This window comes from Streptomyces alfalfae, assembly GCF_004127445.1.
GTDB lineage: Bacteria > Actinomycetota > Actinomycetes > Streptomycetales > Streptomycetaceae > Streptomyces > Streptomyces alfalfae.
This window is the reverse complement of record NZ_QEXM01000043.1, coordinates 19,290-42,291: the sequence shown is the minus strand read 5'-3', so window position 1 is coordinate 42,291 and position 23,002 is coordinate 19,290. Positions and strand designations below refer to the sequence as shown.

Sequence of the window (23,002 nt, the reverse complement as noted above, 5' to 3'; positions counted from 1 at the left end):
GACGTCTCCCCGCGGTCGTCTCGTCGATGCGGCCCCCGCACCGTGTGCCAATGCGGTGCAACAGTATTGCTGGCACACCAGTGTTGTGAAACCCTCCGGGCCACCCGATGGCACCAGGAGGCGGTCATGACCACGATCCTGCGACTCCCCGGAGACCCTGCCGACGCCACGCTCCCCGCCCTGCTGCTCCGCGACGCCGAGGACCACGGGGACCTGCCCGCGCTGTCCTGGCGCACGGGCGAGGAGTGGTCGACGCTCACCTGGCGCGAGGCGCGCCGCGAGGTCGCCGTCCTGGCCGCCGGGTACACGGCGCTGGGCGTCGAGCGCGGCGAGCACGTCCTGATGATGCTGGGCAACCGCCCCGAGCACTGGCTCAGCGACCTCGCCCTGGTGCACATCGGCGCCGTCCCGGTGACCGTGTACGGGACCGCCGCCCCCGAGCAGGTGGCCCACATCGTGCGGCACAGCCGGGCCCGCGTCGCGATCGTCGAGGGCGCCGGCGAGCTGCCCCGCTGGGAACCGCTCCTGGCCGACGACACCGCCCCGCTGCGCCGCCTGGTGGTCGTGGAGGCGGCCGAGGCCGGCGAGCACCGCACGTACGGCTCGCTGCACGCCACGGGCAGCCGCCGGTACGACCCCGAGGCCTTCGAGAAGGCCTGGCGCGAGTGCCGCCCCGGCGACCCGCTCACCGTCGTCTACACCTCGGGCACCACGGGCGACCCCAAGGGCGTCCGGCTCAGCCACCGCAACATCCTCCTCAACGGCATCGCCCTGGACACCATCGTGGAGGTCCCCGACCACGTCGGGCACATCTGCTACCTGCCCTTCGCGCACATCGCCGAGCGGCTGCTCGGCATCTATCTGCCGGTCCTGCGCGCCGGGCACGTCCACCTCTGCGCGGACCCCGCCCAGGTGGCGGCCACCGCGCGCGAGCTGCGCCCGTCGCAGTTCTTCGGGGTCCCGCGCGTGTGGGAGAAGCTGGCGGCGTCCGTGCGGGCCGCCCTCGCCGCGCTGCCCGAGGAGCGGCGCCGCGTCATCGAGGAGGCGGGCGACACCGCCCGCGCCCACCTCGCCTGCCGTGAGCGCGGCGAGGAGCCGCCGGCGCCGCTGCGGGCCGCCTACGCCGAGGCCAAGGAGCGGGTGCTCGATCCGCTGCTCGCGCTCGCCGGGTTCGACCGGCTCGTGTGGACCGCGAGCGCCTCGGCGCCGATGCCGCCGGAGGTGTCCCGCTTCTGGGCCGGCTTCGGCCTGGTGATCATGGACGCGTGGGGTCTCACCGAGACCTCCGGCGTGGTCACGGCCAACGCCCCCGGGGCCTTCCGCCTGGGGTCGGTGGGCCGCCCCATCGAGGGCGTGGAGGTGCGCGCCGCCGAGGACGGCGAGCTCCTCGTACGCGGCGCGACCGTCTTCGACGGCTATCTGCGGGCCGACGGCGGTGTCGACGACGCCCGTGACGAGGACGGCTGGTTCGCCACCGGCGACATCGGCCGCGTCGACACGGACGGCTATGTCTGGATCACCGACCGCAAGAAGGAGATGATCGTGACCTCGACGGGCAAGAACGTCTCGCCCGCCCTCGTGGAGAACGCGCTCAAGGAGCACCCGCTCATCGGCCAGGCCCTGGTGCACGGCGACGGCCGCTCCTACCTGGTGGCCCTGCTCGTCCTCGACGCCGAGGTGGCGCCCGCCTGGGCCGCCGCGCGCGGCGTCGAGGGCGACCTCGTCTCCCACCCGGCCGTACGGGAGGAGGTCGCGCGCGCCGTCGAGGCCGCCAACGCGCGCCTGAACCGCACCGAGCAGGTCAAGCGCCACCGCCTCCTCGCCGACGAGTGGGGCCCCGCCACCGGGGAGCTGACACCCTCCCTGAAGCTCCGCCGCCGGGTGGTCCGCGCCAAGTACGAGCAGGTCATCGAGGGTCTGTACACCCCTTGATCAGCATGTGAGAAGTTCCGCTATGTGACGTGCGCCACCGCGTGATCGGGAATCGGTGGGGGAAGGTGTCCCGTCGGTCCGCGCGCGTCAGGGGTGTCGTGGGCCGGAGCACATTCCGGACCCCGGAATCCTTCCGGGCACCAGAGAGTAGATCCCCCACGTGAGCAAGGAAGCCGTAGACTCGGCCGCCCTGGACGCATCCCGCACCGATGCCAGCCAGGCCCCCGCGGACGCGGGCGACGCCGGTTACAGCAAGGACCTCAAGGCCCGTCACGTCAACATGATCGCGATCGGTGGCGCGATCGGCACAGGACTCTTCCTCGGGGCGGGTGGCCGCCTCCACTCGGCGGGCCCCGCGCTCGCCCTCGCGTACCTCGTGTGCGGCATCTTCGCGTTCTTCGTCGTGCGCGCCCTCGGCGAGATGGTGCTCTACCGTCCGTCGTCCGGTTCGTTCGTGTCGTACGCGCGTGAGTTCCTCGGCGAGAAGGGCGCCTACGTCGCCGGCTGGATGTACTTCCTGAACTGGTCGACCACCGGCATCGCCGACATCACCGCGATCGCGCTCTACACGCACTACTGGAGCTTCTTCACCGACATCCCGCAGTGGGTGCTCGCGCTGATAGCCCTCGCGGTGGTCCTGGCCATCAACCTCATCTCGGTGAAGTACTTCGGCGAGATGGAGTTCTGGTTCTCGATCATCAAGGTCGCGGCGCTCATCGCGTTCATGCTCATCGGCATCTTCCTGCTGGTCAGCCAACACGAGGTCGGCGGGGAGACGCCGGGTCTGAGCGTCATCACCGACAACGGCGGGTTCCTGCCGAACGGCCTGATGCCCGTCGTGATCGTGATGCAGGGCGTCGTCTTCGCCTACGCCTCGCTGGAGCTGGTCGGCGTCGCGGCGGGCGAGACCGCCGACCCGCAGAAGATCGTGCCGCGCGCCGTGAACTCGATCATGTGGCGCGTGGGCCTGTTCTACGTGGGCTCGGTCGTCCTCCTCGCGCTGCTGCTCCCCGGATCGGTGTACTCGGCGGGCGAGAGCCCCTTCGTGACGGTCCTGTCCAAGATCGGCGTGCCGGCGGCCGGTGACGTGATGAACCTCGTCGTCCTGACGGCGGCCATGTCCTCGCTGAACTCGGGCCTGTACTCCACGGGCCGCATCCTGCGCTCCATGGCGATGTCGGGCTCGGCCCCCAGGTTCACCGCCCGGATGAACAAGAGCCAGGTGCCCTACGGCGGCATCCTGCTCACCGCGGGCGTCGGCGTCCTCGGTGTCGCCCTGAACAGCATCGTGCCGAGCAAGGCCTTCGAGATCGTCCTGAACGTGGCGTCCCTCGGCATCATCAGCACCTGGGTGATCATCATGATCTGCCACCTGGCGTTCGTGCGCCGCTCCAAGGAGGGCGCCTTCGAGCGCCCGAAGTTCCGCCTGCCGGGCAACCCGGTCACGGAGATCGTCACGATCGTCTTCCTGGTGGCCGTGCTCGGCCTGATGTGGAAGGACCCCGAGGTCGGCCGCAAGACGCTGTTCCTCATCCCGATCGTCGCCGCGGCCCTGGTCGTGGGCTGGTACGCGATCCGCCGCAAGGCCGACCGCGAGAGGGACGCCCTGACGAAGTAGGCGTCAGCGCCGACGCCCACGGTGGCGCCACCCCGAGGACCACGGGATCACACAGATCCATGGTCCGGGGTGGCGCCACCGCGTCGTCCGGGCGGGGACGTCAGTGCTTGCGGCCGTGCTCGTGCTCGTGGCCGTGGTCATGGACGGTGTTCGTGGCGGCGATCTTCTTCCACGACTTCGGCTCGGCCGTGTGGGCGGCGGACGAGCGGGTCAGGCCGGCGGCCTTCGCGGCGGGGGCCTCCGGGCGCGTCGGCTGGTACAGCCAGGTGTCGAAGAGGCCGGCGAGCGGCTTGCCCGAGGTCTTCTCGGCGTACTTCACGAAGTCGCCGACCTTGGCGTTGCCGTACGCGTGTGCCTTCGGCCAGCCCTTGAGGATCGCGAAGAACGCCTCGTCGCCGATCTCGTTGCGCAGCGCCTGGAGGGCCAGCGCGCCCCGGTCGTAGACGGCGGTGTGGAACTGGTCGTCCGGGCCCGGGTCGCCCGGCTTCACCGTCCAGAACGGGTCGTCGGCCGGGCGCTGCGCGTACACGTGGTCGGCGAGTTCCTGCGCGGTGCCCTCGCCCTCCTTCTCCGACCACAGCCACTGGCTGTAGCGGGCGAATCCCTCGTTGACCCAGATGTCCTTCCAGCCGTGCACGGAGACGCTGTCCCCGTACCACTGGTGGGCCAGCTCATGGACGACGATGGAGGTGTTGGAGCCGTTGTTGAACGCGGCGGGGCTGTAGAACGGCCGCGTCTGGGTCTCCAGGGCGTAGCTGCTCTTGACGTTCGGGACGTAGCCGCCGAGCGCGTTGAAGGGGTACTCGCCGAAGACCGTCTCCAGCCACTCGGCGACCTCGGCGGTCCGCTCGATGCTGGCGCGCGCGGCGCCCGCGTTGTCGCCGAGGTCCTTGCTGTAGGCGTTGATGACCGGCAGACCGCCCTCGGTCTTGTCGGTCGTGATGTCGAACTTGCCGACCGCGAGCGTGGTGAGATAGCTGGCCTGCGGCTTGTTGGAGCGCCAGTTGAACCGCGTCCAGCCGAGCTTCGAACTCTGCGACCGGAGCACACCGTTGGAGATCGCCTGCGTGCCGTCGGGCACGGAGACCGACACGTCGTAGGTGGCCTTGTCCAGCGGGTGGTCGTTGGAGGGGAACCACCACACGGCGGCCTCCGGCTCCTGCGCGGCGACACCGCCGTCCGGCGTCCGGTGCCAGGCCGTGTAGCCGTTGACCTTCAGCTCGGACGGCTTGCCCGCGTAGCGCACGACGACCGTGACGTCCGCCCCCTTGGGCAGCCCCGCGGCCGGCGTGATCTCCAGCTCTTGGTCGCCGGTCCTGGCGAACTTCGCCTTCTTGCCGTTGACCCGCACCTCGGAGACCGTGAGACCGAAGTCGAGGTTGAAGCGCGAGAGGTTCTGCGTGGTGCGGGCGTTGATCGTCGCCGTGCCCTCGAGGAGGTCCGTGCCGGGCTGGTACTTCAGCCGCAGGTCGTAGTGCGCGACGTCGTATCCGCCGTTGCCGCTCGCCGGGTAGTAGGGGTCGCCGATGCCCGAAGCCCCGGGGGTGAAGTCAGCGGCCGATGCCGGGATCGCCAGCAGCAGGGAGGCCGCGATCGCTCCCGGAACGATGAGTCTGCGGTGCACGTCAAGCTCCAAGTCGTCGTCGCAAGTCACAGAGGCCAAGATCCTGTGCGTCTTGGTCGCCGAGCCTATTCAGCCCGTGCGCCACGCGTCATGTCCATGGCCTCTGCTGTCACACGATCGCCATTCGGCCGACATGTGTCTCGATGCCCCGAGCACCTGACAGGCACGTCCCGCCCCCTGTCGCTCAGGAGTCGGCCGGTGTACCTTCCGCGCCATGCCGATACGTGCGCGACGCACCCGCCTCCTCTGGAGATCGCTGCTGACGGCGGCCCTGGCCGCCCTGATGGCCACGCTCATGACCCCGGGCGCGGCACAGGGGGCCGCCGGCCCCCGTACGCCCGATGAGAGCAAGCCCATGTACGCGTACGAGAACGCGATACGCGAGTCCGTGTGGGTCGACACCCGGCTCGACGGCGACGCCGACGGCAGGACCGACCGCGTCGCCGTCGACATCGTCCGGCCCCGCGAACTCGACCGCACGGGCCGCCGCATACCCGTGATCATGGACGCCAGCCCGTACTACGCCTGCTGCGGGCGCGGCAACGAGAGCCAGAAGAAGACCTACGACGCGCAGGGGAACCCCGTGCGGTTCCCGCTCTACTACGACAACTACTTCGTCCCGCGCGGCTACGGCTACGTCGCCGTGGACCTGGCCGGAACGAACCGCTCGGACGGCTGTGTCGACGTCGGCGGCCGCTCCGACGTCCGGTCCGCCAAGGCCGTCGTCGACTGGCTCAACGGCCGCGCCCGCGGCTACACCAGCCGCACGGGCCAGGAACGCGCGAAGGCGTCCTGGTCCAACGGCAGGACCGGGATGATCGGCAAGAGCTACGACGGCACCGTCGCGCAGGGCGTGGCCGCCACCGGCGTCAAGGGGCTCAAGACGATCGTGCCGATCGGCGCGATCTCCTCCTGGTACGACTACTACTTCCAGCAGGGCGCCCCGCTCTACGACAGCGGCCCCGAATGGCTCTCGGACGCCGTGGAGAGCCCCGAGGCACGGGCCCGCTGCGGCGCCGTGCGGCAGCGCCTGATCGACGGCGCGCCCCGCAGCGGCGACTTCACCCGCCTGTGGAGCGAGCGCGACCACGTCCCGGACGCCGACAAGGTACGGGCCAGCGTCTTCGTCGTCCACGGCATGCAGGACCTGAACGTCCGCGCCAAGCACTTCGGCCAGTGGTGGGACGCCCTCGCCGAGAACGGCGTCGACCGCAAGATCTGGCTCAGCCAGGCCGGCCACGTCGACCCCTTCGACTTCCGCAGGGCTGACTGGGTCCGCACCCTGCACCGCTGGTTCGACCACGAACTCCTCGGATACGACAACGGCGTGGACCGCGAGCCCATGGCCGACATCGAGCGCGCCCCCGACCGATGGACCACCGACCGCGTCTGGCCCCCGCGCGCCACCGAGACGGTCACGCTGCGGCCCGCCGAGGGCGACGCGCCGGGCGTCGGCACGCTGGGCACCCGCCGCGCCAAGGGCACGGAGACGTTCACCGACGACCCGAAGCTGAGCGAGACGGACTGGGCCGAGCGGATCGACACGCCGACACCTGCCAAGGCCGGCTTCGTCACCCGGCCGCTCGCCCGCGACCTGCGGCTGTCCGGCTCCTCCACGGTGACGGTGACCGCGACCCCGACGACCCGCACCGCCCATCTCTCCGCCGTCCTCGTCGACCTCGGCCCCGCCACCATCCGCGACTACGCCGCCCCGGGCGAGGGCATCACCACGCTCGCCGAACGCGACTGCTGGGGACCGAGCACCACGGGCGACAGCTCCTGCTACCGCCAGACCCGGGCCAGGACCGCTGCCGTCGAGCACACCATCTTCAGCCGCGGTTGGGCCGACCTCGGCACCTGGGCCGACCCGCACCGCGGGCGTCCGCTCACCCCGGGCAGGCCGCACACCATCACGGTGGACCTCGCCGCGAGCGACCACGTCGTGCCGAAGGGGCACCGCCTCGCGCTGATCGTCGCGGGCACCGACAAGAACCTCATCGAGCCCCCCGCCGACACCCCGGCGCTCACCATCGACCTCGCCCGCACCCACGCGAAGGTGCCGCTGGCCGGCGGCGCGAGCACGTTCCGGACCTCCGCATCCGTGATCCCCCGCGACACCCGTCTCGACGGCGTCGCTCCGCCGCGTCCGCTCACCCCCGTACCGGGAGGCAGTCCTTCATGACACCGCGCATCCGCACCCTGACGCTGGCCTGCGCCACCGCCGCCCTCGCCGCGCCGTTCCTGACCGTGCCGGCCCAGGCGACCGCGACCCCGCCCCGCACCGGGTTCGAGGAGTCCGATGGCGCACGCTGGACCAGCCAGCCCGAGGAGCAGCGGCTCCTGGCCACGGTCGACAAGGCGAGCGACCGCATGTCCGTCTCCCGGCTGGGCCGGACCAAGCAGGACCGCCCGCTCCAACTGGTCCGCATCGGGGAACGCCGGACGAAGAACACCGTGCTGCTGATCTGCAGCCAGCACGGCGACGAGCCGTCGGGGCGCGAGGCCTGCCTGACCACCATCCGCGACCTGGCCTACGCCAAGGACCGGGCCACCCGGGAGTACCTGAAGCGCACCACACTCCTGGTCGTCCCGACGGCCAACCCCGACGGCCGCGCCGCCGACACCCGCGGCAACTCCGACGGCCTCGACATCAACCGCGACCACCTCTCCCTGGCGACCGCCGAGGCCCGCGCCATGGCCGCGGTCATCCGCGACCACCGGCCCGACGTCATCTACGACCTGCACGAGTACGGGTCCACCCCCAAGTACTACGACAAGGACCTCTTCGACCTCTGGCCGCGCAACCTCAACACCGACGAGGTGGTGCACCGGGAGGCGCGGACCCTGTCGAAGGCGTACGTACGCCCGGCCGCGGAGAGCGACGGGCACACGACCGGCACCTACGGCATCTGGACGGACCCCGTCACCGGCGAGCCCATCAAGCAGACCGCGGGCGACGGCCAGGAGCGCATCCTGCGCAACATGTCCGGCATCAAGCACGCCGCCGGCCTGCTCATCGAGAGCCGCGTCGACCCGCTCACCGACGCGGAGAAGAACGACGAGGCGCTGAACAACCGCCGCCGCGTCACCTCCCAACTCTCCGCGCTCGACGGTCTCTTCGACTACACCGGCGAGCACCGCGCACGCCTGGAGCGCGCCACCGGAGCGGCACGCGCCGAGGGTTACCGCGACCACGGCCCCGTCTACGTCGGCGGCGCCGACAATGACCCGGCCCAGCCGTCAGAGGTCATCGCCGACCCGCCCTGCGGCTACCGGCTGACCGCCGCCCAGTACGCCGACATCAAGGACGAACTGGCGCTGCACGGGGTGCGGGTGAAGCGCCAGAAGTCCGGCGCGTACGTCCCGCTCCGGCAGTCGGCCAGGGCCCTCGTGCCGCTCCTCCTCGACGAGCGGGCGACTTACCACATGGTCACAGCTCGGCCCGACATGGGCTGTTGAGGGGGGAGATGTAGGTCACATGTGGTAGGGGGTATCAAGAACAAACTGTCGACCGAAAACGGCCGACGACAAACGATCGACGACAACGATCGACCCCTTGAAAGGTGCCACTTGTGACGCATGAACAGCAGAAGGCGGACGACGGGGGAGGGTCGCCGGACATCATGGCACCCGCCCCCGTCGGCCGGTCCCCACAGACGGACCGGGTGGTGTTCGGCGTCACCGCCGTACTGACCCTGGCGTTCGTGGTCTGGGGCGCGGTGGCGACGGACACGCTCCAGGATGTCTCCACGGACATGCTGAACGGGCTCATGCACAACGGCGGTTGGTTCTTCATGCTGGCCGCCACCGGCTTCGTCGTCTTCGCACTCTGGCTGGCCGTCAGCCGGTACGGGAAGATCACCCTCGGCAAGGAGGGCGAGTCACCCGAGTTCCGCACGGTCTCCTGGGTCGCCATGATGTTCAGCGCCGGCATGGGCATCGGCCTGATGTTCTACGGCGTGAGCGAGCCCCTGGCGCACTTCACCTCGCCGCCGCCCGGCACCGACCCCGCGGACTCGGCGGCGGCGATGGAGACGTCGCTGGCCACCACCCTCTTCCACTGGACGCTCCACCCGTGGGCGATCTACGCGGTCGTGGGCCTCGCCATCGCCTACAGCACCTTCCGGCGCAACCGGCGCCAGACCATCAGCGCCGTCTTCGAGCCGCTCATCGGCAAGAAGCACGCGCGCGGCGCCTGGGGCCGGGTCATCGACATCCTGGCCATCTTCGCCACGCTCTTCGGCTCGGCGGCCTCCCTCGGCCTCGGCGCCCTGCAGATCGGCAGCGGCATCGAGGTGCTCGACTGGATGGACGAAGCGGGCACCGGCCTGCTCGTCGTCATCATCGCCGTGCTGACCCTGGCCTTCGTGGCATCCGCCATCTCCGGGGTGGAGAAGGGCATCCAGTGGCTGTCGAACATCAACATGGTGCTCGCGCTGCTGCTCGTGGTGTTCGTCTTCATCGCCGGCCCGACGGTCATCATGCTCGACATGCTGCCGACCTCCATCGGCGCCTACCTCGGCGACCTGCCGCAGCTCATCGGCCGCACCGAGGCGTCGAGCGGCAAGGGAGTCGCCGACTGGCTGAGCAGCTGGACGGTCTTCTACTGGGCCTGGTGGATCTCCTGGACGCCCTTCGTCGGCATGTTCATCGCACGCATCAGCCGCGGCCGTACGATCCGCCAGTTCGTCGGCGGCGTCATCCTGGTGCCGAGCACGGTCAGCCTCATCTGGTTCGCGGTCTTCGGCGGCAGCGCCATGACCGTCTCCGAGCGGGGCGGCCTCAAGGACGAGACGACGGCGGAGGCGCAGCTCTTCGGACTGCTCCACGAGTACCCGATCGCCACCGTCTCCAGCCTGCTGGTGATGATCCTCGTCGGCATCTTCTTCGTCTCGGGAGCGGACGCCGCGTCCATCGTCATGGGCACGCTCTCGCAGAAGGGCGCACTCGAACCCAGCCGGCTCGTCGTGGTCTTCTGGGGCATCGTGACCGGCGCCGTGGCGGCCATCATGCTGCTCATCGGCGACGGTTCGGGCAACGCGCTCACCGGTCTGCAGAATCTCACGATCCTCGTGGCGGCGCCGTTCACCCTCGTGATGATCGGCATGTGCGTGTCGCTGATGCGCGACCTGCGCCACGACCCGCTGATCGTGCGCGGCGAGCACGGCACGGAAGCCGTCGAGAAGGCCGTGATCGCGGGCCACGAGCAGTACGACGGTGACTTCGAGATCCGGATCGGCCCGTCCACGGACGAGGACGTGGACGGCCCGGAGTCGGACAACGATTCGGCGCGGACGCGCTGAGGCCGGACGAGGTCGGGCCGCGGGCTCGGGCCGGACACGGGAGGCGGTGCGCGTCGGCGTGCCGCCTCCCGCGGCGCGTGCCCGTCCAGTCGCGCGTGCCCGGCCGCAGCCAGTCGCGCGTGCCCGTCCAGTCGGGCGTGCGCGCGTACGCCATCGACCATGCGTACGCCGCTCCGGCCGGCCGGCGGCGCGCACGTCGTCCCCACACGACGCTGGTCAGGCGGGACCTCACCACGCACCATCGACACACGACCCCCACCCGCCCCGCGACGTCGGCGGAATGTGCGGGGAAAGCGCCGTGCCGTGCTCACATCACACCCTCGGTGGGGATACTCACAGCATGTCTGCCGAGTACGCGACCTTCGGTCTGGCGCCGGCCATGCGGGCAGGCGGGGTCCTCGCCAACGGTGACTACCAAGTGCACCGTGACTTCGTCGACTTCATCGTCGACGGCCGCCCCCTGCTGTTCCGGCTCTCCGACCTCGACGCGGTGTCCCCGCTGGCCGCGGACATCCCGCCCGCCATATTCACCGCGCACGTCCGCCGGCTCCTGCTGGAGGCGGAGGCGCCGCTGCGCGACAACCGGTACGTCATATACGGCTGCCCCGAGTGCGAGGGCCTGGAGTGCGGCGCCGTCACGGCGGTCATCGAGAAGGCCGGGGACGGCGCCGACGACTTCGTCTGGCGCGACTTCGCCTGGCAGACGGGGGAACCGGTCGACCTCCAGCTCAACGGGTACCACGGCATAGGGCCGTTCCGCTTCAGCGGCCCCGAGTACCGCGAGGCGCTGCGGCAGTTGCTCGCGGCCGACGAACCGCAGGCCCGCCGCCGGGTCCTGCTCATCGGGGCCCGCGTCGCGCTCCTCGCCAAGCTGGCCGCGGCCCTGCGGACCATCGGCATCGGCGCGGAGATCGCCGCCGACGCGGCGGACGTGCCGCCGGACGAACTGCGCACGTACGGGGCGGTCGCCTTCGGGCGCACCGTGTCCGACGAGACCCGCCGGTCCGTGCGGGCCGCCTTCGAGGGTGCGGGGGTACGGGTCGCCTACGTCGACGGGCTCGCGCCGATAGTGCCGCTGCTGGTGGCGCAGATCGAGTACGCGCTCGACCGGAGCCCCACGGAGCAGCGGCGGCTCACCCGGCTCGCCGCCGGGCGGGACGCGGCGCGGCTCTCCGTCACATCGACGTGCCGGGTGCGGCTGATCGCGTACCGCATGGACCGGTTGTCGCGGACGCACGTCCACGAGGTCTTCGACGATGTGCTGGAGCCGGGGGAGCATCGCGTGCCGTTGGCCGCGCGGAGCACGAAGGGCAACTCGTACGTGGTGGCTCGGACCTCCACCAGTGTCCTCGTGACGTCGACGTCTTCCTCCGGGGGGCTCTGATCCGGGGCCTCGGCCCCGCGCGAACAGCCCCGGCGCTCCGCGCCGGATGTTCTCCCACCGGCCCGACTGATATTCCGCGGTCATCCGTCCCGAACGGGCGGTCCCGGCGCTGCGCGCGGGATGCTTTCCCACCGGCCCGACTGATATTCCGCGGTCATCCGTCCCGAACGGGCGGTCCCGGCGCTGCGCGCGGGATGCTTTCCCACCGGCCCGACTGATACTCCGCGGTCGTCCGCCCCGAACGGGCGGTCCCGGCGCTCCGTGCGGGACGCCTTCCCACCCGCCCGCCCGATACCCCGCGGGCATCGGCCCCCGCGCGAACAGCCCCCGGTTGCTCCGCTGCTCCTGCCTACGCTTGCGCCGCCGCGACGACGGGCGGAGTGGGTGGGCGGCGTTCGCCGCGGAGCGGCGGTCAGGTGGTTCGGGCGCCGCGCTGACGGGGCAGTCGGCCCCCGGCCCGGAGTGCGGCCGGCCAGGCGTATGCGGCCCGAGGGGCAGAGGCGGGCCCCCGTAGAATGACCCCCCTGATGACCGCAACCCTCGTCGCCAAAGACCTCGCCGCCGGCCACGGCGACCGCACCCTCTTCTCCGGCCTTGACCTCGTCGTCGCCCCGGGCGACGTCATCGGCCTCGTCGGCCCCAACGGGGCGGGCAAGAGCACCCTCCTGCGGCTGCTCGCCGGGCTGGAGACCCCCGAGGGCGGCGAGCTGAGGCTGTCGCCGCCCACCGCCTCCGTGGGGCATCTGCCCCAGGAGCCGGACCGCCGCCCCGGCGAGACTATCCGCGCCTTCCTGGCCCGCCGCACCGGCGTCGCGGAGGCCCAGCGCGTGATGGACGAGGCGACCCAGGCCCTGGTCGACGGAGCCCCGGGCGCGGACGACGCGTACGCGGACAGCCTGGAGCGCTGGCTGGCCCTCGGCGGCGCGGATCTCGACGAGCGCGCCGAGGAGGTCACGGACTCCCTCGGCCTAGCCGTGGGCCTCGACCAGGAGATGACGTCGCTCTCCGGAGGCCAGGCGGCCCGCGCCGGCCTCGCCTCCCTCCTGCTCTCGCGCTACGACGTGTTCCTCCTGGACGAGCCGACGAACGACCTCGACCTGGCGGGCCTCGACCGCCTGGAGCGTTTCGTGAAGGGCCTGCGGGCGGGCACGGTCGTCGTCAGCCACGACCGCGAGTTCCTCAGCCGCACCGTCACCAAGGTCCTCGAACTGGACCTGGCCCAGCAGCAGATCAACCTCTACGGCGGCGGCTACGACGCCTATCTGGAGGAGCGGGAGGTCGCCCGCAGGCACGCCCGCGACGAGTACGAGGAGTACGCCGACAAGAAGGCGGCGCTGGAGGGCCGTGCCCAGATGCAGCGCTCCTGGGCGGACAAGGGCGTCAAGAACGCCCGCCGCAAGGCCAGGGCGGGCGGCGGCGACAACGACAAGATCGGGCGCAACTTCCGCAGCGACGCCACCGAGAAGCAGGCCGCCAAGGCCCGCCAGACGCAGCGCATGATCGAGCGGCTCGACGCCGTCGACGAGCCCCGCAAGGAGTGGGAGCTGCGCATGGAGATCGCCGCGGCCCCCCGCTCCGGCGCCGTCGTGGCGGGGCTGCGGGACGCGGAGGTGCGCCGCGGCGCGTTCATGCTGGGACCCGTGACCCTGCAGATCGACTGGGCGGACCGCGTGGCGATCACCGGCGCGAACGGCTCGGGCAAGTCGACGCTGCTCGGCGCCCTGCTCGAACGCGTACCCCTGAGCGCGGGGCACGCGGGCCTCGGCTCGGGCGTCCTCGTCGGGGAGGTCGACCAGGCCCGCGCGCTGTTCCACGGCCAGGAGTCCCTGCTCGACGCGTTCTGCGCGGCCGTGCCCGAGACCGAGCCGGCCGAAGTCCGCACGCTGCTCGCGAAGTTCGGCCTGAAGGCGGACCACGTCCTGCGATCGGCGGCGACGCTCTCACCCGGCGAGCGCACCCGCGCCGCCCTGGCCCTGCTCCAGGGCAGGGGCGTCAACCTCCTCGTCCTCGACGAGCCGACCAACCACCTCGACCTGCCGGCGATCGAGCAGCTGGAGTCGGCCCTCGACTCCTACGAGGGGACCCTGCTGCTCGTCACCCACGACCGCAGGATGCTGGACGCCGTGCACGTCACACGCCGCCTTGAGGTGGCGGAGGGCACAGTGACCGAGCTGTCACTCTGACCTCCGCCCCCTCGGGCCGCGAGGGCGGGTGGCGCAAGGGCGTCAGCGCCGCTTCGGGTCGACCAGCCCGGCCCGGCGCAGCGCCTCGGCCATCGCGTCGTTGGCGGGCGGCGGCCCCTGCCGCTGCCCGCGCCGATCGCCTCCCTGGCCGCCGCCGCGCTTGCCCTGACCCCCGCGCTGCCCCTGCCTGGGCGCCTGGCCCTGACCCTGGCCCTGGCGCTGCTGCGGCGGACGGCCGCCGCCGCGCCGGGGCTGCTCCGCGCCCGCCGGGCCCGCCTCGTCGTCGAGACGCAGCGTCAGCGAGATCCGCTTGCGCGGGATGTCGACGTCCATGACCTTCACCTTGACGATGTCGCCGGGCTTCACGACGTCCCGCGGGTCCTTGACGAACGTCTTGGACATGGCGGACACGTGCACCAGACCGTCCTGGTGCACACCCACGTCCACGAACGCCCCGAACGCCGCCACATTGGTCACGACGCCTTCGAGCACCATGCCGGAGGCCAGGTCGGAGATCTTCTCGACGCCGTCCTTGAAGGTGGCCGTCTTGAAGGCGGGACGCGGGTCGCGGCCGGGCTTCTCCAGCTCCTTGAGGATGTCCGTGACGGTCGGCAGACCGAAGACCTCGTCCACGAAGTCGTCGGGGCGGAGCGAGCGCAGCGCCGCCGTGTCGCCGATCAGCGAGGAAACCTCGCCGCCCGTCGCCTTCACCATCTTGCGCACCACCGGATACGCCTCGGGGTGCACGCTGGAGGCGTCCAGCGGGTCGTCGCCGCCGCGGATGCGCAGGAAGCCCGCGCACTGCTCGTACGCCTTGGGGCCGAGCCGGGCGACGTCCTTAAGGCCCTTGCGGCTCTTGAAGGGGCCGTTGGCGTCGCGGTGCGCGACGATGTTCTCCGCCAGGCCCGCGCCGATGCCGGAGACCCGGGCGAGCAGCGGGGCGGACGCGGTGTTCACGTCCACGCCCACGCCGTTCACACAGTCCTCGACGACCGCGTCGAGCGAGCGCGAGAGCTTCACCTCGGAGAGGTCGTGCTGGTACTGGCCGACGCCGATCGACTTGGGGTCGATCTTCACCAGCTCGGCGAGCGGGTCCTGGAGCCGCCGCGCGATGGAGACCGCGCCGCGGATCGACACGTCCAGGTCGGGCAGCTCCTGCGAGGCGAAGGCCGACGCGGAGTACACGGAGGCGCCCGCCTCGGAGACCATCACCTTGGTGAGGTTCAGCTCGGGGTGGCGCGCGATGAGGTCGGCGGCGAGCTTGTCGGTCTCGCGCGACGCGGTGCCGTTGCCGATCGCGATCAGGTCGACCTCGTGCGCCTTTGCCAGCGCTGCGAGGGTGGCCAGCGACTGGTCCCACTTGTTGGCCGGCACGTGCGGGTGGATCGTGTCGGTCGCCACGACCTTGCCCGTGGCGTCGACGACGGCGACCTTCACCCCCGTACGGAAGCCGGGGTCGAGGCCCAGCGTCGCGCGCGTGCCCGCCGGCGCGGCGAGCAGCAGGTCGCGCAGGTTGGACGCGAAGACGCGCACGGCCTCGTCCTCGGCGGCCGTGCGCAGCCGCAGCCGCAGGTCGATGCCGAGGTGGACCAGGATGCGGGTGCGCCAGGCCCAGCGCACGGTGTCCTGCAGCCACTTGTCGCCGGGGCGCCCGCGGTCGGCGACGCCGAAGCGGTGGGCGACGATCCCCTCGTACGAAGAGGGGCCCTCCGTGGGCTCCTCGGGTTCGAGGACGAGGTCGAGGACGTCCTCCTTCTCGCCGCGCAGCATGGCGAGCACGCGGTGCGAGGGCAGTTCGGTGAAGGGCTCGGCGAAGTCGAAGTAGTCGGCGAACTTCGCGCCCGCCTCCTCCTTGCCCTCCCGGACCTTCGCGGCCAGCCTGCCGCGCACCCACATGCGCTCGCGCAGCTCGCCGATCAGGTCGGCGTCCTCGGAGAACCGCTCGGCGAGGATCGCGCGCGCCCCGTCGAGGGCGGCCTGCGGGTCCGCGACGCCCTTGTCGGCGTCGACGAACGCGGCGGCCGCGGCCCGCGGCTCGACCGAGGGGTCGGCGAGCAGCCCGTCGGCCAGCGGTTCGAGACCGGCCTCGCGGGCGATCTGCGCCTTGGTGCGCCGCTTCGGCTTGAACGGGAGATAGATGTCCTCAAGGCGCGCCTTGGTGTCCGCCTCGCGGATGCGCGCCTCGAGGTCGTCGGTGAGCTTGCCCTGCTCACGGACCGAGTCGAGGATCGCGGCGCGCCGCTCCTCCAACTCGCGCAGATAGCGCAGCCGCTCCTCGAGCGTGCGCAGCTGCGCGTCGTCGAGCATCTCGGTCGCTTCCTTGCGGTAGCGCGCGATGAAGGGCACCGTCGAACCGCCGTCGAGCAGGTCGACGGCGGCCTTCACCTGCCGCTCCCGTACGCCGAGCTCCTCGGCGATCCTGCTTTCGATGGAGGACGCAGTGGGCGTCTTCAAAGCTGCCACGTTCCGGTACCGCCTTCTCGCTGGGTTGCCCGGCAATTGTGGCAGGTGGTTGTGACAACGGGCGGTCAGACCCGGCGGGCCCGCCCGGCGCGCCCCCCGCTCCGGCCGGTGGAACGGGAAGCTCCGCCGAACAGCCGGGCCAGCGCCCGGAACGGCAGGGTGACGACGGTGGCGATGGCGCCGACGATCTGACGCAGTACGTCCGCTATGGCACGGAACATGAGGTTCTCCCTCTCGTCTCCGGGCGCGCCCATGTGCGGCCAGGAAACGGGCGGGTACCTCGGTCGGGCCGGACCATGCCGGGCGTGTCTCAGCGCTTGCCGATCAGGTCCGCGGGGAAGGCCCCGGCCTGGAGCGCCGCTCCGGTGAACACCGTGCCCAGCTCCGTGAGGCGTTCGACGCCCGCCGTGCCCAAGTGCTCGTAGGGCGCGCGGTCCAGACGGTCCGTCTCGGCCTCGATCTCCTTGCGCAGCGCGACGCCGGCCTCGGTCAGCTCGCCCTCGGCGTCGAGCACCCCGCGGGTGCGCAGGCGCTCCTCGGCGGCGCGCCACTCGTCCTTGTCCCAGCCGCGGGTGGAGAAGACCCACTTCGGGCGGGTGCCCTTGCCGGTGGCGGTGTGGGTGACCAGCGCCTCCAGGCCGTCGAGTCCGGCCCCGAGCAGGACGCTCACGTGGCCGTCGCCGCGGTGCTCGCGCAGCAGCGTCGCGGCGTGCCAGTACGCCAGGTGCGGCTCCTGCGGCACGGGCAGGTCGGCGTGGGCGGAGTACAGGGGCCGGGCGGTGCGGGTGCAGGCCTCGGCGGCGTGCAGCGCGAGCCCGGCGGCCTCGGCCATCTCCGGCGAGGCGACGGCGTCGTCGCCGAGCAGGCGCCGCAGCGTCGCGTCGACGCCGCGCAGCCGGGCCGCGAGCACGTCCTCGGGCGAGGCGATGCGCCATATGTGGGGCACGTGCGCGGCCACGAGCTCGTGCTTGTAGTTGTAGAAGGCGGCGGTCACGACCCCGGGTCCGACGGCTCCCAGGGCCGCCGCGCGCACGGCGAAGTTGACGGCGCTGGGGTGGGTGATGCCGAGCCCGGCCAGCTCACGCGTCACGTCCGGTGAGAAGTAGTGCGACGAGTGCAGCGCGTTGAGCACGTTGTGGCAGCGGCGTCCGGCGCGCGGGTGCGGCGCGGCGGGCGCGGGCGAGGTCGTCGAAGAGGTCATGGGAGCACCTTACCTACTGGCCGGTATGGCGTCGCCGGTCCGGTCCCTGTACCCGCGCGAGGGCAGGAAAGGCGGGAGAGGGCGAGGATCGCCATGGCAGGAATGGTGGGCTGCTCGTCATTGCGGCCATCGGGCGGGGGTCCAAGAATCGAGGGCATGGAGCAGCGAACCGTTCTGGTCGTCCTCTTCGACGGCGTCCAGAGCCTCGACGTCACGGGCCCGGTGGAGGTCTTCACGGGAGCCGGCCTGGCCCACGGCGGCGACGGGCCCGCGTACCTGGTGCGCACCGCCTCGCTGGACGGCGAGCTGGTCCGCACGTCGAGCGGCCTCACGCTCGTCCCCGACCACGCGCTGCCCGACGCCCCCGTGCCGCACACGCTGCTCGTGCCCGGCGGCATGGGCACGCGCCCGGAGGACCCGGCGCTGATCGACTGGCTGCGCGAGCACGGCCCGCGGGCCGAGCGTCTGGTCTCGGTCTGCACCGGCGCCATCCGGCTCGCCCAGGCGGGCCTGCTGGACGGGCGCAGGGCGACGACGCACTGGGCGTACTGCGCCAAGCTCGCCAGGGACCACCCGGGCGTCGAGGTCGACCCCGACCCGATCTACGTCCGCGACGGCCATGTCGCGACGTCCGCCGGGGTCACCGCGGGCATCGACCTCGCCCTGGCGCTCGTGGAGGAGGACCTGGGGCGCGAGGTGGCGCTGACCGTGGCCCGCCACCTCGTGGTCTTCCTGCGGCGTCCGGGCAACCAGGCCCAGTTCAGCGTCCAGCTCTCCGCGCAGACCGCGCGGCGCGAACCGCTGCGCGAGGTGCAGCAGTGGATCACCGAGCATCCGGACGAGGACCTCTCGGTGGACGCGCTCGCGGCACGCGCGAGTCTCTCGCCCCGCCACTTCGCCCGCGCCTTCCAGGCCGAGACCGGCCTGACGCCGGGCAAGTACGTCGACCGCGTCCGCGTCGAGCACGCCCGCCGGCTCCTCGAGGACACCTCCGACGGGGTCGAGGAGGTCTCGCGCGCCTGCGGCTACGGCACTCCGGAGGCCATGCGCCGCGCCTTCCTCAAGGCGCTCGGCACGGCCCCCGCGGAGTACCGCCGCCGCTTCCATCCCGTGCCACCCGCGGCGGCACCCGCCGCTCCGACCCGCACGATCACCGCCCACGCCGACCGATGAGGACACCATGCAGATCGCCATTGCCCTGTACGAGCGTTTCACCGCCCTGGACGCGATCGGCCCGTACCAGACGCTCTCCCCGCTGCCCGGCGCCGAGACCGTCTTCGTGGCCGAGCAGGCGGGGCCGGTCCACGACGACAGCGGGAGCCTCACGCTGATCGCCGGCAAGTCGTTCGCCGAGGTGCCGCGCCCGGACATCGTGGTGGTGCCCGGCGGCCCCGGCCAGAGCGACCAGATGGAGAACGAACCGCTCCTCGGCTGGCTCCGCGCCGTCGACGCCACCTCGACCTGGACGACCTCGGTGTGCACGGGGTCGCTCGCGCTCGCCGCCGCCGGACTCCTCAAGGGCCGCCGCGCCACCTCGCACTGGCTGGCGCTGACCGAGCTGGACGGGCTCGGCGTCGAGTCGACGGGGGAGCGGGTCGTCTTCGACGGCAAGTACGTCACCGCGGCCGGTGTCTCCTCCGGCATCGACATGGGCCTCGCCCTGGCGGGACGGATCGCGGGCGACGAGCACGCGCAGGCCGTCCAGCTCATGACCGAGTACGACCCGCAGCCGCCCTACGACGCCGGTTCCCCGGAGAAGGCGCCCGCGCACCTGGTGGCACGGTTCCGCGAGGGGAGCCGCTTCGGGCAGTAGCCGGACGCCTCGGCCGCTCAGCCGGCGGGGGCGCTCCAGGTGAAGTGCGGCTGCCTGCGTTCGAGGAAGGCGGCGACACCCTCCGCGGTGTCGCCGCTGCCGCGCGCCTGCTCCCGCCAGTACGCGTCGCGGTCGGTGCGCCCGGCGGCGAACTCCTTCGCCGCCGCCTGCGTGAGCCCGGAGCGCGCCGCGAGGACGCGGGCGAACTCCGCGACCCGCTTGCCCAACTGGCCCGCGGGCAGCACCTCGTCGACCAGGCCGGTGCGCGAGGCCCGCTCGGCGTCGATCAACTCTCCCGAGAACAGAAGGTACTTGGCGGTCGCGGGACCCACCAGGGAGACCAGGCGCCGCGTGGACGACGCCGGGTAGACGATGCCGAGCTTCGCGGGCGTGATGCCGAAGGAGGCGCCCTCGTCGGCGAAGCGCAGGTCGCAGGCGGCGGCGAGCTGGCAGCCGCCGCCCACGCAGTAGCCGCGGACCGCCGCGAGCGCCGGCTTGGGGAAGGCCGCGAGCGCGTCCTCGGCCCGCACCGCGAGGTCCTGGGCCTCCCCGGCCGACTCCCGCAGCGCGGAGATGTCCGCGCCGGCGCAGAACGTCTCGCCCGCGCCGGTGAGCACCAGGGTGCGCACGGCCGGGTCGGCGGCGAGCCCCGCGAGGAGCGGCGGCACCTGGCGCCACATGTCCGCGGTCATGGCGTTGCGCTTGGCCTGGTGGTCGATGACGACGGTCGCGACACCGTCCGTGACGGTGTGCCTCAGCTGCGGCTCCATGCGCCGGATGCTATCCGTCCGTCCCGTCGGCCTCGTACAACCTGAAGAATCTGCGAATACGGCATGGAAACGACGAGAACAGTCATGAAAGCGGCATCACATGGCGGTGCCGATCGAATCGCGTCGATAATCGCTGACTTCTCGTCAGTATGGCGGCCCGGACACAAGCGTTCCCAACACTCGACGTGTGGTGACTATCGAGCGCGAGGGCGGCGACCGGACGATGGAGAACGGCGGGAGGAGCCCAGGTCCACTTCCCGGAGACGGCCCGCGAGTGCCGTACGAGGGGGTGTGGCGCTTCACGGCGCCCGCCGTCGACGTCTCCGTGCCCCAGGCGCGGCGCGCGGTGCGCGACCTGCTGTACCGGCAGGGCGTTCCCGTCTCCGACGACACCATGCAGGGGCTGCTGCTCATCGTCTCCGAGCTGGTCACCAACGTGGTGCGCCATGCCGCCCTGCTCTCGCCGATGCTCGCGGTGGAGGTCGCGGTCGGCGCCGAGTGGGTGCGGGTCTCGGTGGAGGACAACCACCCCTACCGCCCGACGGCCCTGGTGGCCGACCACGGGCAGACGGGAGGGCGCGGACTGCTCCTGGTGCGCGAGGTCACGCGGGAGGCGGGCGGCGCCTGCGACGTGGAGCACACCGCGAGCGGGGGCAAGGTCATCTGGGCGGCCCTGCCCCTGAAGGCCGTCAGCGGCCTGGACCCGTCGGAGAGCCCGTACGGCTACGGCCCCGCGGGGCCGGGCCACTCGGGCCTCGGCCCCGCGGGCGCCTTCTGACGACTGCCGGTCCTGACGGCTACCAGCCGGCGGACGGCCCGGTCAGCTCCCTGATCGCGGGCCGCGCCGCGTCGAGCACGGTCATGAACCACGCGGAGAACGGGCCCTTCTCGTGCCGCTCCCGCAGCTCCTCGGGGGTCACGAACACGGTCTCGCCGACCTCGGAGGCGTCCGGGCGCAGCGCCGCCTGGACCATCCCCACGAAGAGGTGGTTGAACTCCTGCTCGACGAGGCCGGAGTCGGGGTCGGGGTGGTTGTAGCGCACGGTGCCCGCCTCGGCGAGCAGCGAGGGCGAGACGCCCAGCTCCTCGTACGTGCGTCGGGCCGCCGCGGCGAACGGCGCCTCGCCCGGGTAGGGGTGGCCGCAGCAGGTGTTCGACCAGACGCCGGGGGAGTGGTACTTGCCGAGGGCGCGCTGCTGGAGCAGGAGGCGGCCCTGCTCGTCGAAGAGGAAGACGGAGAAGGCCCGGTGCAGCTGCCCCGGCGCCTGGTGCGCGGCGAGTTTCTCCGCGGTGCCGATCGTCCTGCCGTCCTCGTCGACGAGTTCCAGCAAGATCGCTTCTCCGGTGCCGTTCGACGAGCTGTTCGCCGCGGTGGCAGGTGTGATCGGCATACCCATCCTTCGCTTCGGTCTTCGAGCCTCAAGTCTGCCGTACGTTCCTGATGCTCCAGGCACGTGCGGGCCCGCATGTCCCGGCGCGCGGAAGCACGCCGGGACACGCGGCGGGCGCTGCTGACGCGGGCGCCCGCACGGGCACCCCCGCCAAGCCGTCGCCGGGGACCGCGAAGCTTGGCCGGATCGCGTCCCCGAAGCGGGCCGAAAACCGGGCCCCGGGCGGAATGACCGGGGCCCGGCCCGTCCTACGCCGCCGGGGTCCCGGCGGTCTCCGGCCCCGCGGGTCCGGCGTCGACCGGCCGCATGACGTAGCCCGTGTACCCGAACTCCGTCCCGTGCTCGCGCCGCATCGCGATCTCCGCACGGGTCGCGGCGAGCGCCTCGGTCATCCCGGGCCCGCCCGGGTCCGCCGCGTCGGCGCGCGCGACGAGCGGGCCGTAGTACTCCTCCCAGTCGGACTCGGGCTGCGCGTACACGCCGAGCACGGCGTACCCGGCGGCGGTGGCGGCCCGGACGTTGTCCGCGCCCGTACGCAGCGTGTAGTGCGACTCCCAGAAGGCGCGCGCCGCGGCGGACGGCTCAGCGGCGGTCCACTCGCACTCGGTGACGACGAGCGCGCCGCCGGGCGCGAGCAGCCGGCGCCAGGCGCGCAGGGCGGTGTCGAAGCCGATGGAGTACGCCGAGCTCTCGGCCCAGACGAGGTCGAAGGACCCGTCGTCGTAGGGAAGTTCGGCCATGTCGGCCCTGGTGGCGGTGATCGAACCGTCGAGCCCGCGCCGCAGCGCCGCGGCGCGCAGCTCGTCGAGGAACGGTTCGTGCAGATCGACGGCGGTCACCTCGGCGCCCGCCTCGGCCGCGAGCAGCAGCGCGGCCCGGCCGGGCCCGCAGCCCAGATCGAGCACGCGCGGCCGCTCGGGCAGCTCGCCGGCGAGGGAGAGCAGCCGCCGGGTGGTGTCGTCGGAGCCCGGACCCTGCCGCGGAAGGCCGTGGTGCAGGGCGAAGAAGGCGTCGGTGATCGCGGAGTGATCGATCGAGGAGCCGTCGATCGGAGCGTTGTCGATCGAGGTGTTGTCGGACGACGTGTTGTCGGTCAACGTGGGAAACCCTTGGATGAGGGACCCGCGGACGTGGCGTACGAAGGCGTACGAGAGGTCAGGCGCGGGCCCGGTGAGTGAGGACGCACATGTCGCCGCGCGGGGCGGCACACGTCACGACAGTCATCAACCCACCTCCGAGGTACCGGTGCTCCCGTGTGTCAGGAGCCCGGTCACCGTAGCACCGCCCGCGGCCGGGGCGCCCGCCGGTTTCCGGTGGCCG

Annotated in this window: 16 protein-coding genes and 1 pseudogene; 10 read left to right on the top strand and 7 right to left on the bottom strand. The window is 72.2% G+C overall.

The genetic code is table 11. The features are described from left to right. Positions 1 to 126: 126 nt before the first annotated feature. Together DCW30_RS23175 and DCW30_RS23170 are read left to right on the top strand one after the other, a co-directional pair. Positions 127 to 1,932: an AMP-dependent synthetase/ligase gene (locus DCW30_RS23175; protein ID WP_076683166.1), complete on the top strand. Its 1,806-nt coding sequence runs from the start codon at positions 127 to 129 to the stop codon at positions 1,930 to 1,932. A gap of 160 nt (positions 1,933 to 2,092) precedes the next feature. After that, positions 2,093 to 3,550: an amino acid permease gene (locus DCW30_RS23170; protein ID WP_062783173.1), complete on the top strand. Its 1,458-nt coding sequence runs from the start codon at positions 2,093 to 2,095 to the stop codon at positions 3,548 to 3,550. A gap of 100 nt (positions 3,551 to 3,650) precedes the next feature. On the opposite strand, the gene DCW30_RS23165 is transcribed toward DCW30_RS23170, so the two are convergent. After that, a complete protein-coding gene (locus tag DCW30_RS23165) occupies positions 3,651 to 5,174 on the bottom strand; it encodes a M1 family metallopeptidase (RefSeq protein WP_076688599.1) in 1,524 nt (507 codons plus the stop codon). Between the two features lie 214 nt (positions 5,175 to 5,388). Here DCW30_RS23165 and DCW30_RS23160 point away from each other — a divergent pair, with 214 nt between their 5' ends. The 5 genes from DCW30_RS23160 to DCW30_RS23140 all read left to right on the top strand — a co-directional run bounded on the left by DCW30_RS23160 (position 5,389) and on the right by DCW30_RS23140 (position 14,044). Next, complete coding sequence (locus tag DCW30_RS23160) at positions 5,389 to 7,356, top strand: Xaa-Pro dipeptidyl-peptidase (RefSeq protein ID WP_076683164.1); 1,968 nt, start codon at positions 5,389 to 5,391, stop codon at positions 7,354 to 7,356. Then, on the top strand, positions 7,353 to 8,633 hold the full coding sequence (locus DCW30_RS23155; RefSeq protein ID WP_076683162.1) for a M14 family metallopeptidase: 1,281 nt from the start codon (positions 7,353 to 7,355) through the stop codon (positions 8,631 to 8,633). The genes DCW30_RS23160 and DCW30_RS23155 overlap by 4 nt, the downstream gene beginning before the upstream one ends. A 164-nt stretch (positions 8,634 to 8,797) precedes the next feature. Further along, positions 8,798 to 10,477 carry a BCCT family transporter gene (locus tag DCW30_RS23150; RefSeq protein ID WP_103557587.1) on the top strand — a complete coding sequence of 560 codons (1,680 nt, stop codon included), beginning with the start codon at positions 8,798 to 8,800 and terminating at the stop codon, positions 10,475 to 10,477. 340 nt (positions 10,478 to 10,817) lie between these two features. Then, entirely contained in the window at positions 10,818 to 11,861 is a 1,044-nt protein-coding gene (locus tag DCW30_RS23145; RefSeq protein WP_076683158.1) for an oxidoreductase, read from the top strand. Positions 11,862 to 12,388: 527 nt separating this feature from the next. Beyond that, complete coding sequence (locus DCW30_RS23140; RefSeq protein ID WP_076683157.1) at positions 12,389 to 14,044, top strand: ABC-F family ATP-binding cassette domain-containing protein; 1,656 nt, start codon at positions 12,389 to 12,391, stop codon at positions 14,042 to 14,044. Positions 14,045 to 14,086: 42 nt separating this feature from the next. Here DCW30_RS23140 and DCW30_RS23135 read toward each other — a convergent pair whose 3' ends face one another. The 3 genes from DCW30_RS23135 to DCW30_RS23130 form a co-directional block, all read right to left on the bottom strand. Next, a complete protein-coding gene (locus tag DCW30_RS23135; RefSeq protein ID WP_076683155.1) occupies positions 14,087 to 16,498 on the bottom strand; it encodes a Tex family protein in 2,412 nt (803 codons plus the stop codon). A gap of 74 nt (positions 16,499 to 16,572) precedes the next feature. Continuing rightward, a complete protein-coding gene (locus tag DCW30_RS36775; protein WP_162933547.1) occupies positions 16,573 to 16,728 on the bottom strand; it encodes an LPFR motif small protein in 156 nt (51 codons plus the stop codon). A gap of 89 nt (positions 16,729 to 16,817) precedes the next feature. Then, positions 16,818 to 17,708, bottom strand: coding sequence for an SCO6745 family protein (locus tag DCW30_RS23130; RefSeq protein WP_076683151.1), 891 nt, complete (start codon positions 17,706 to 17,708; stop codon positions 16,818 to 16,820). A gap of 156 nt (positions 17,709 to 17,864) precedes the next feature. Here DCW30_RS23130 and DCW30_RS23125 point away from each other — a divergent pair, with 156 nt between their 5' ends. Continuing rightward, positions 17,865 to 18,881 carry a GlxA family transcriptional regulator gene (locus DCW30_RS23125; RefSeq protein WP_062783142.1) on the top strand — a complete coding sequence of 339 codons (1,017 nt, stop codon included), beginning with the start codon at positions 17,865 to 17,867 and terminating at the stop codon, positions 18,879 to 18,881. Positions 18,882 to 18,888: 7 nt separating this feature from the next. Further along, entirely contained in the window at positions 18,889 to 19,521 is a 633-nt protein-coding gene (locus DCW30_RS23120) for a DJ-1/PfpI family protein (RefSeq protein ID WP_062783139.1), read from the top strand. 17 nt (positions 19,522 to 19,538) lie between these two features. Here the strand turns inward: DCW30_RS23120 and DCW30_RS23115 are convergent, their stop codons facing one another. Continuing rightward, complete coding sequence (locus tag DCW30_RS23115; protein ID WP_076683149.1) at positions 19,539 to 20,291, bottom strand: enoyl-CoA hydratase/isomerase family protein; 753 nt, start codon at positions 20,289 to 20,291, stop codon at positions 19,539 to 19,541. Between the two features lie 187 nt (positions 20,292 to 20,478). Between DCW30_RS23115 and DCW30_RS23110 the strand changes: the two genes are divergently transcribed. After that, entirely contained in the window at positions 20,479 to 21,069 is a 591-nt protein-coding gene (locus DCW30_RS23110; protein ID WP_237283323.1) for an ATP-binding protein, read from the top strand. 19 nt (positions 21,070 to 21,088) lie between these two features. Here DCW30_RS23110 and idi read toward each other — a convergent pair whose 3' ends face one another. Both idi and DCW30_RS23100 read right to left on the bottom strand, forming a co-directional pair. Continuing rightward, the gene (gene idi, locus DCW30_RS23105) at positions 21,089 to 21,682 is read right to left on the bottom strand and encodes an isopentenyl-diphosphate Delta-isomerase (protein WP_062783133.1); all 594 of its coding nucleotides are present in this window, start codon (positions 21,680 to 21,682) and stop codon (positions 21,089 to 21,091) included. A 293-nt stretch (positions 21,683 to 21,975) separates the two neighbouring features. Further along, positions 21,976 to 22,716: pseudogene (locus tag DCW30_RS23100) on the bottom strand (class I SAM-dependent methyltransferase); the annotation flags it as partial. Positions 22,717 to 23,002 lie beyond the last annotated feature (286 nt).

What these genes read in the sequence shown, in the direction of transcription:
- DCW30_RS23120 (WP_062783139.1), top strand. Translation starts at nt 18,889, where the DNA reads ATGCAGATCGCCATTGCCCTGTACGAGCGTTTCACCGCCCTGGACGCG.
- DCW30_RS23125 (WP_062783142.1), top strand. Translation starts at nt 17,865, where the DNA reads ATGGAGCAGCGAACCGTTCTGGTCGTCCTCTTCGACGGCGTCCAGAGC.
- DCW30_RS23115 (WP_076683149.1), bottom strand. Translation starts at nt 20,291, where the DNA reads ATGGAGCCGCAGCTGAGGCACACCGTCACGGACGGTGTCGCGACCGTC.
- DCW30_RS23140 (WP_076683157.1), top strand. Translation starts at nt 12,389, where the DNA reads ATGACCGCAACCCTCGTCGCCAAAGACCTCGCCGCCGGCCACGGCGAC.
- DCW30_RS23175 (WP_076683166.1), top strand. Translation starts at nt 127, where the DNA reads ATGACCACGATCCTGCGACTCCCCGGAGACCCTGCCGACGCCACGCTC.
- DCW30_RS23155 (WP_076683162.1), top strand. Translation starts at nt 7,353, where the DNA reads ATGACACCGCGCATCCGCACCCTGACGCTGGCCTGCGCCACCGCCGCC.
- DCW30_RS23160 (WP_076683164.1), top strand. Translation starts at nt 5,389, where the DNA reads ATGCCGATACGTGCGCGACGCACCCGCCTCCTCTGGAGATCGCTGCTG.
- DCW30_RS36775 (WP_162933547.1), bottom strand. Translation starts at nt 16,728, where the DNA reads ATGTTCCGTGCCATAGCGGACGTACTGCGTCAGATCGTCGGCGCCATC.
- idi (WP_062783133.1), bottom strand. Translation starts at nt 21,682, where the DNA reads ATGCCGATCACACCTGCCACCGCGGCGAACAGCTCGTCGAACGGCACC.
- DCW30_RS23150 (WP_103557587.1), top strand. Translation starts at nt 8,798, where the DNA reads ATGGCACCCGCCCCCGTCGGCCGGTCCCCACAGACGGACCGGGTGGTG.
- DCW30_RS23145 (WP_076683158.1), top strand. Translation starts at nt 10,818, where the DNA reads ATGTCTGCCGAGTACGCGACCTTCGGTCTGGCGCCGGCCATGCGGGCA.
- DCW30_RS23130 (WP_076683151.1), bottom strand. Translation starts at nt 17,708, where the DNA reads ATGACCTCTTCGACGACCTCGCCCGCGCCCGCCGCGCCGCACCCGCGC.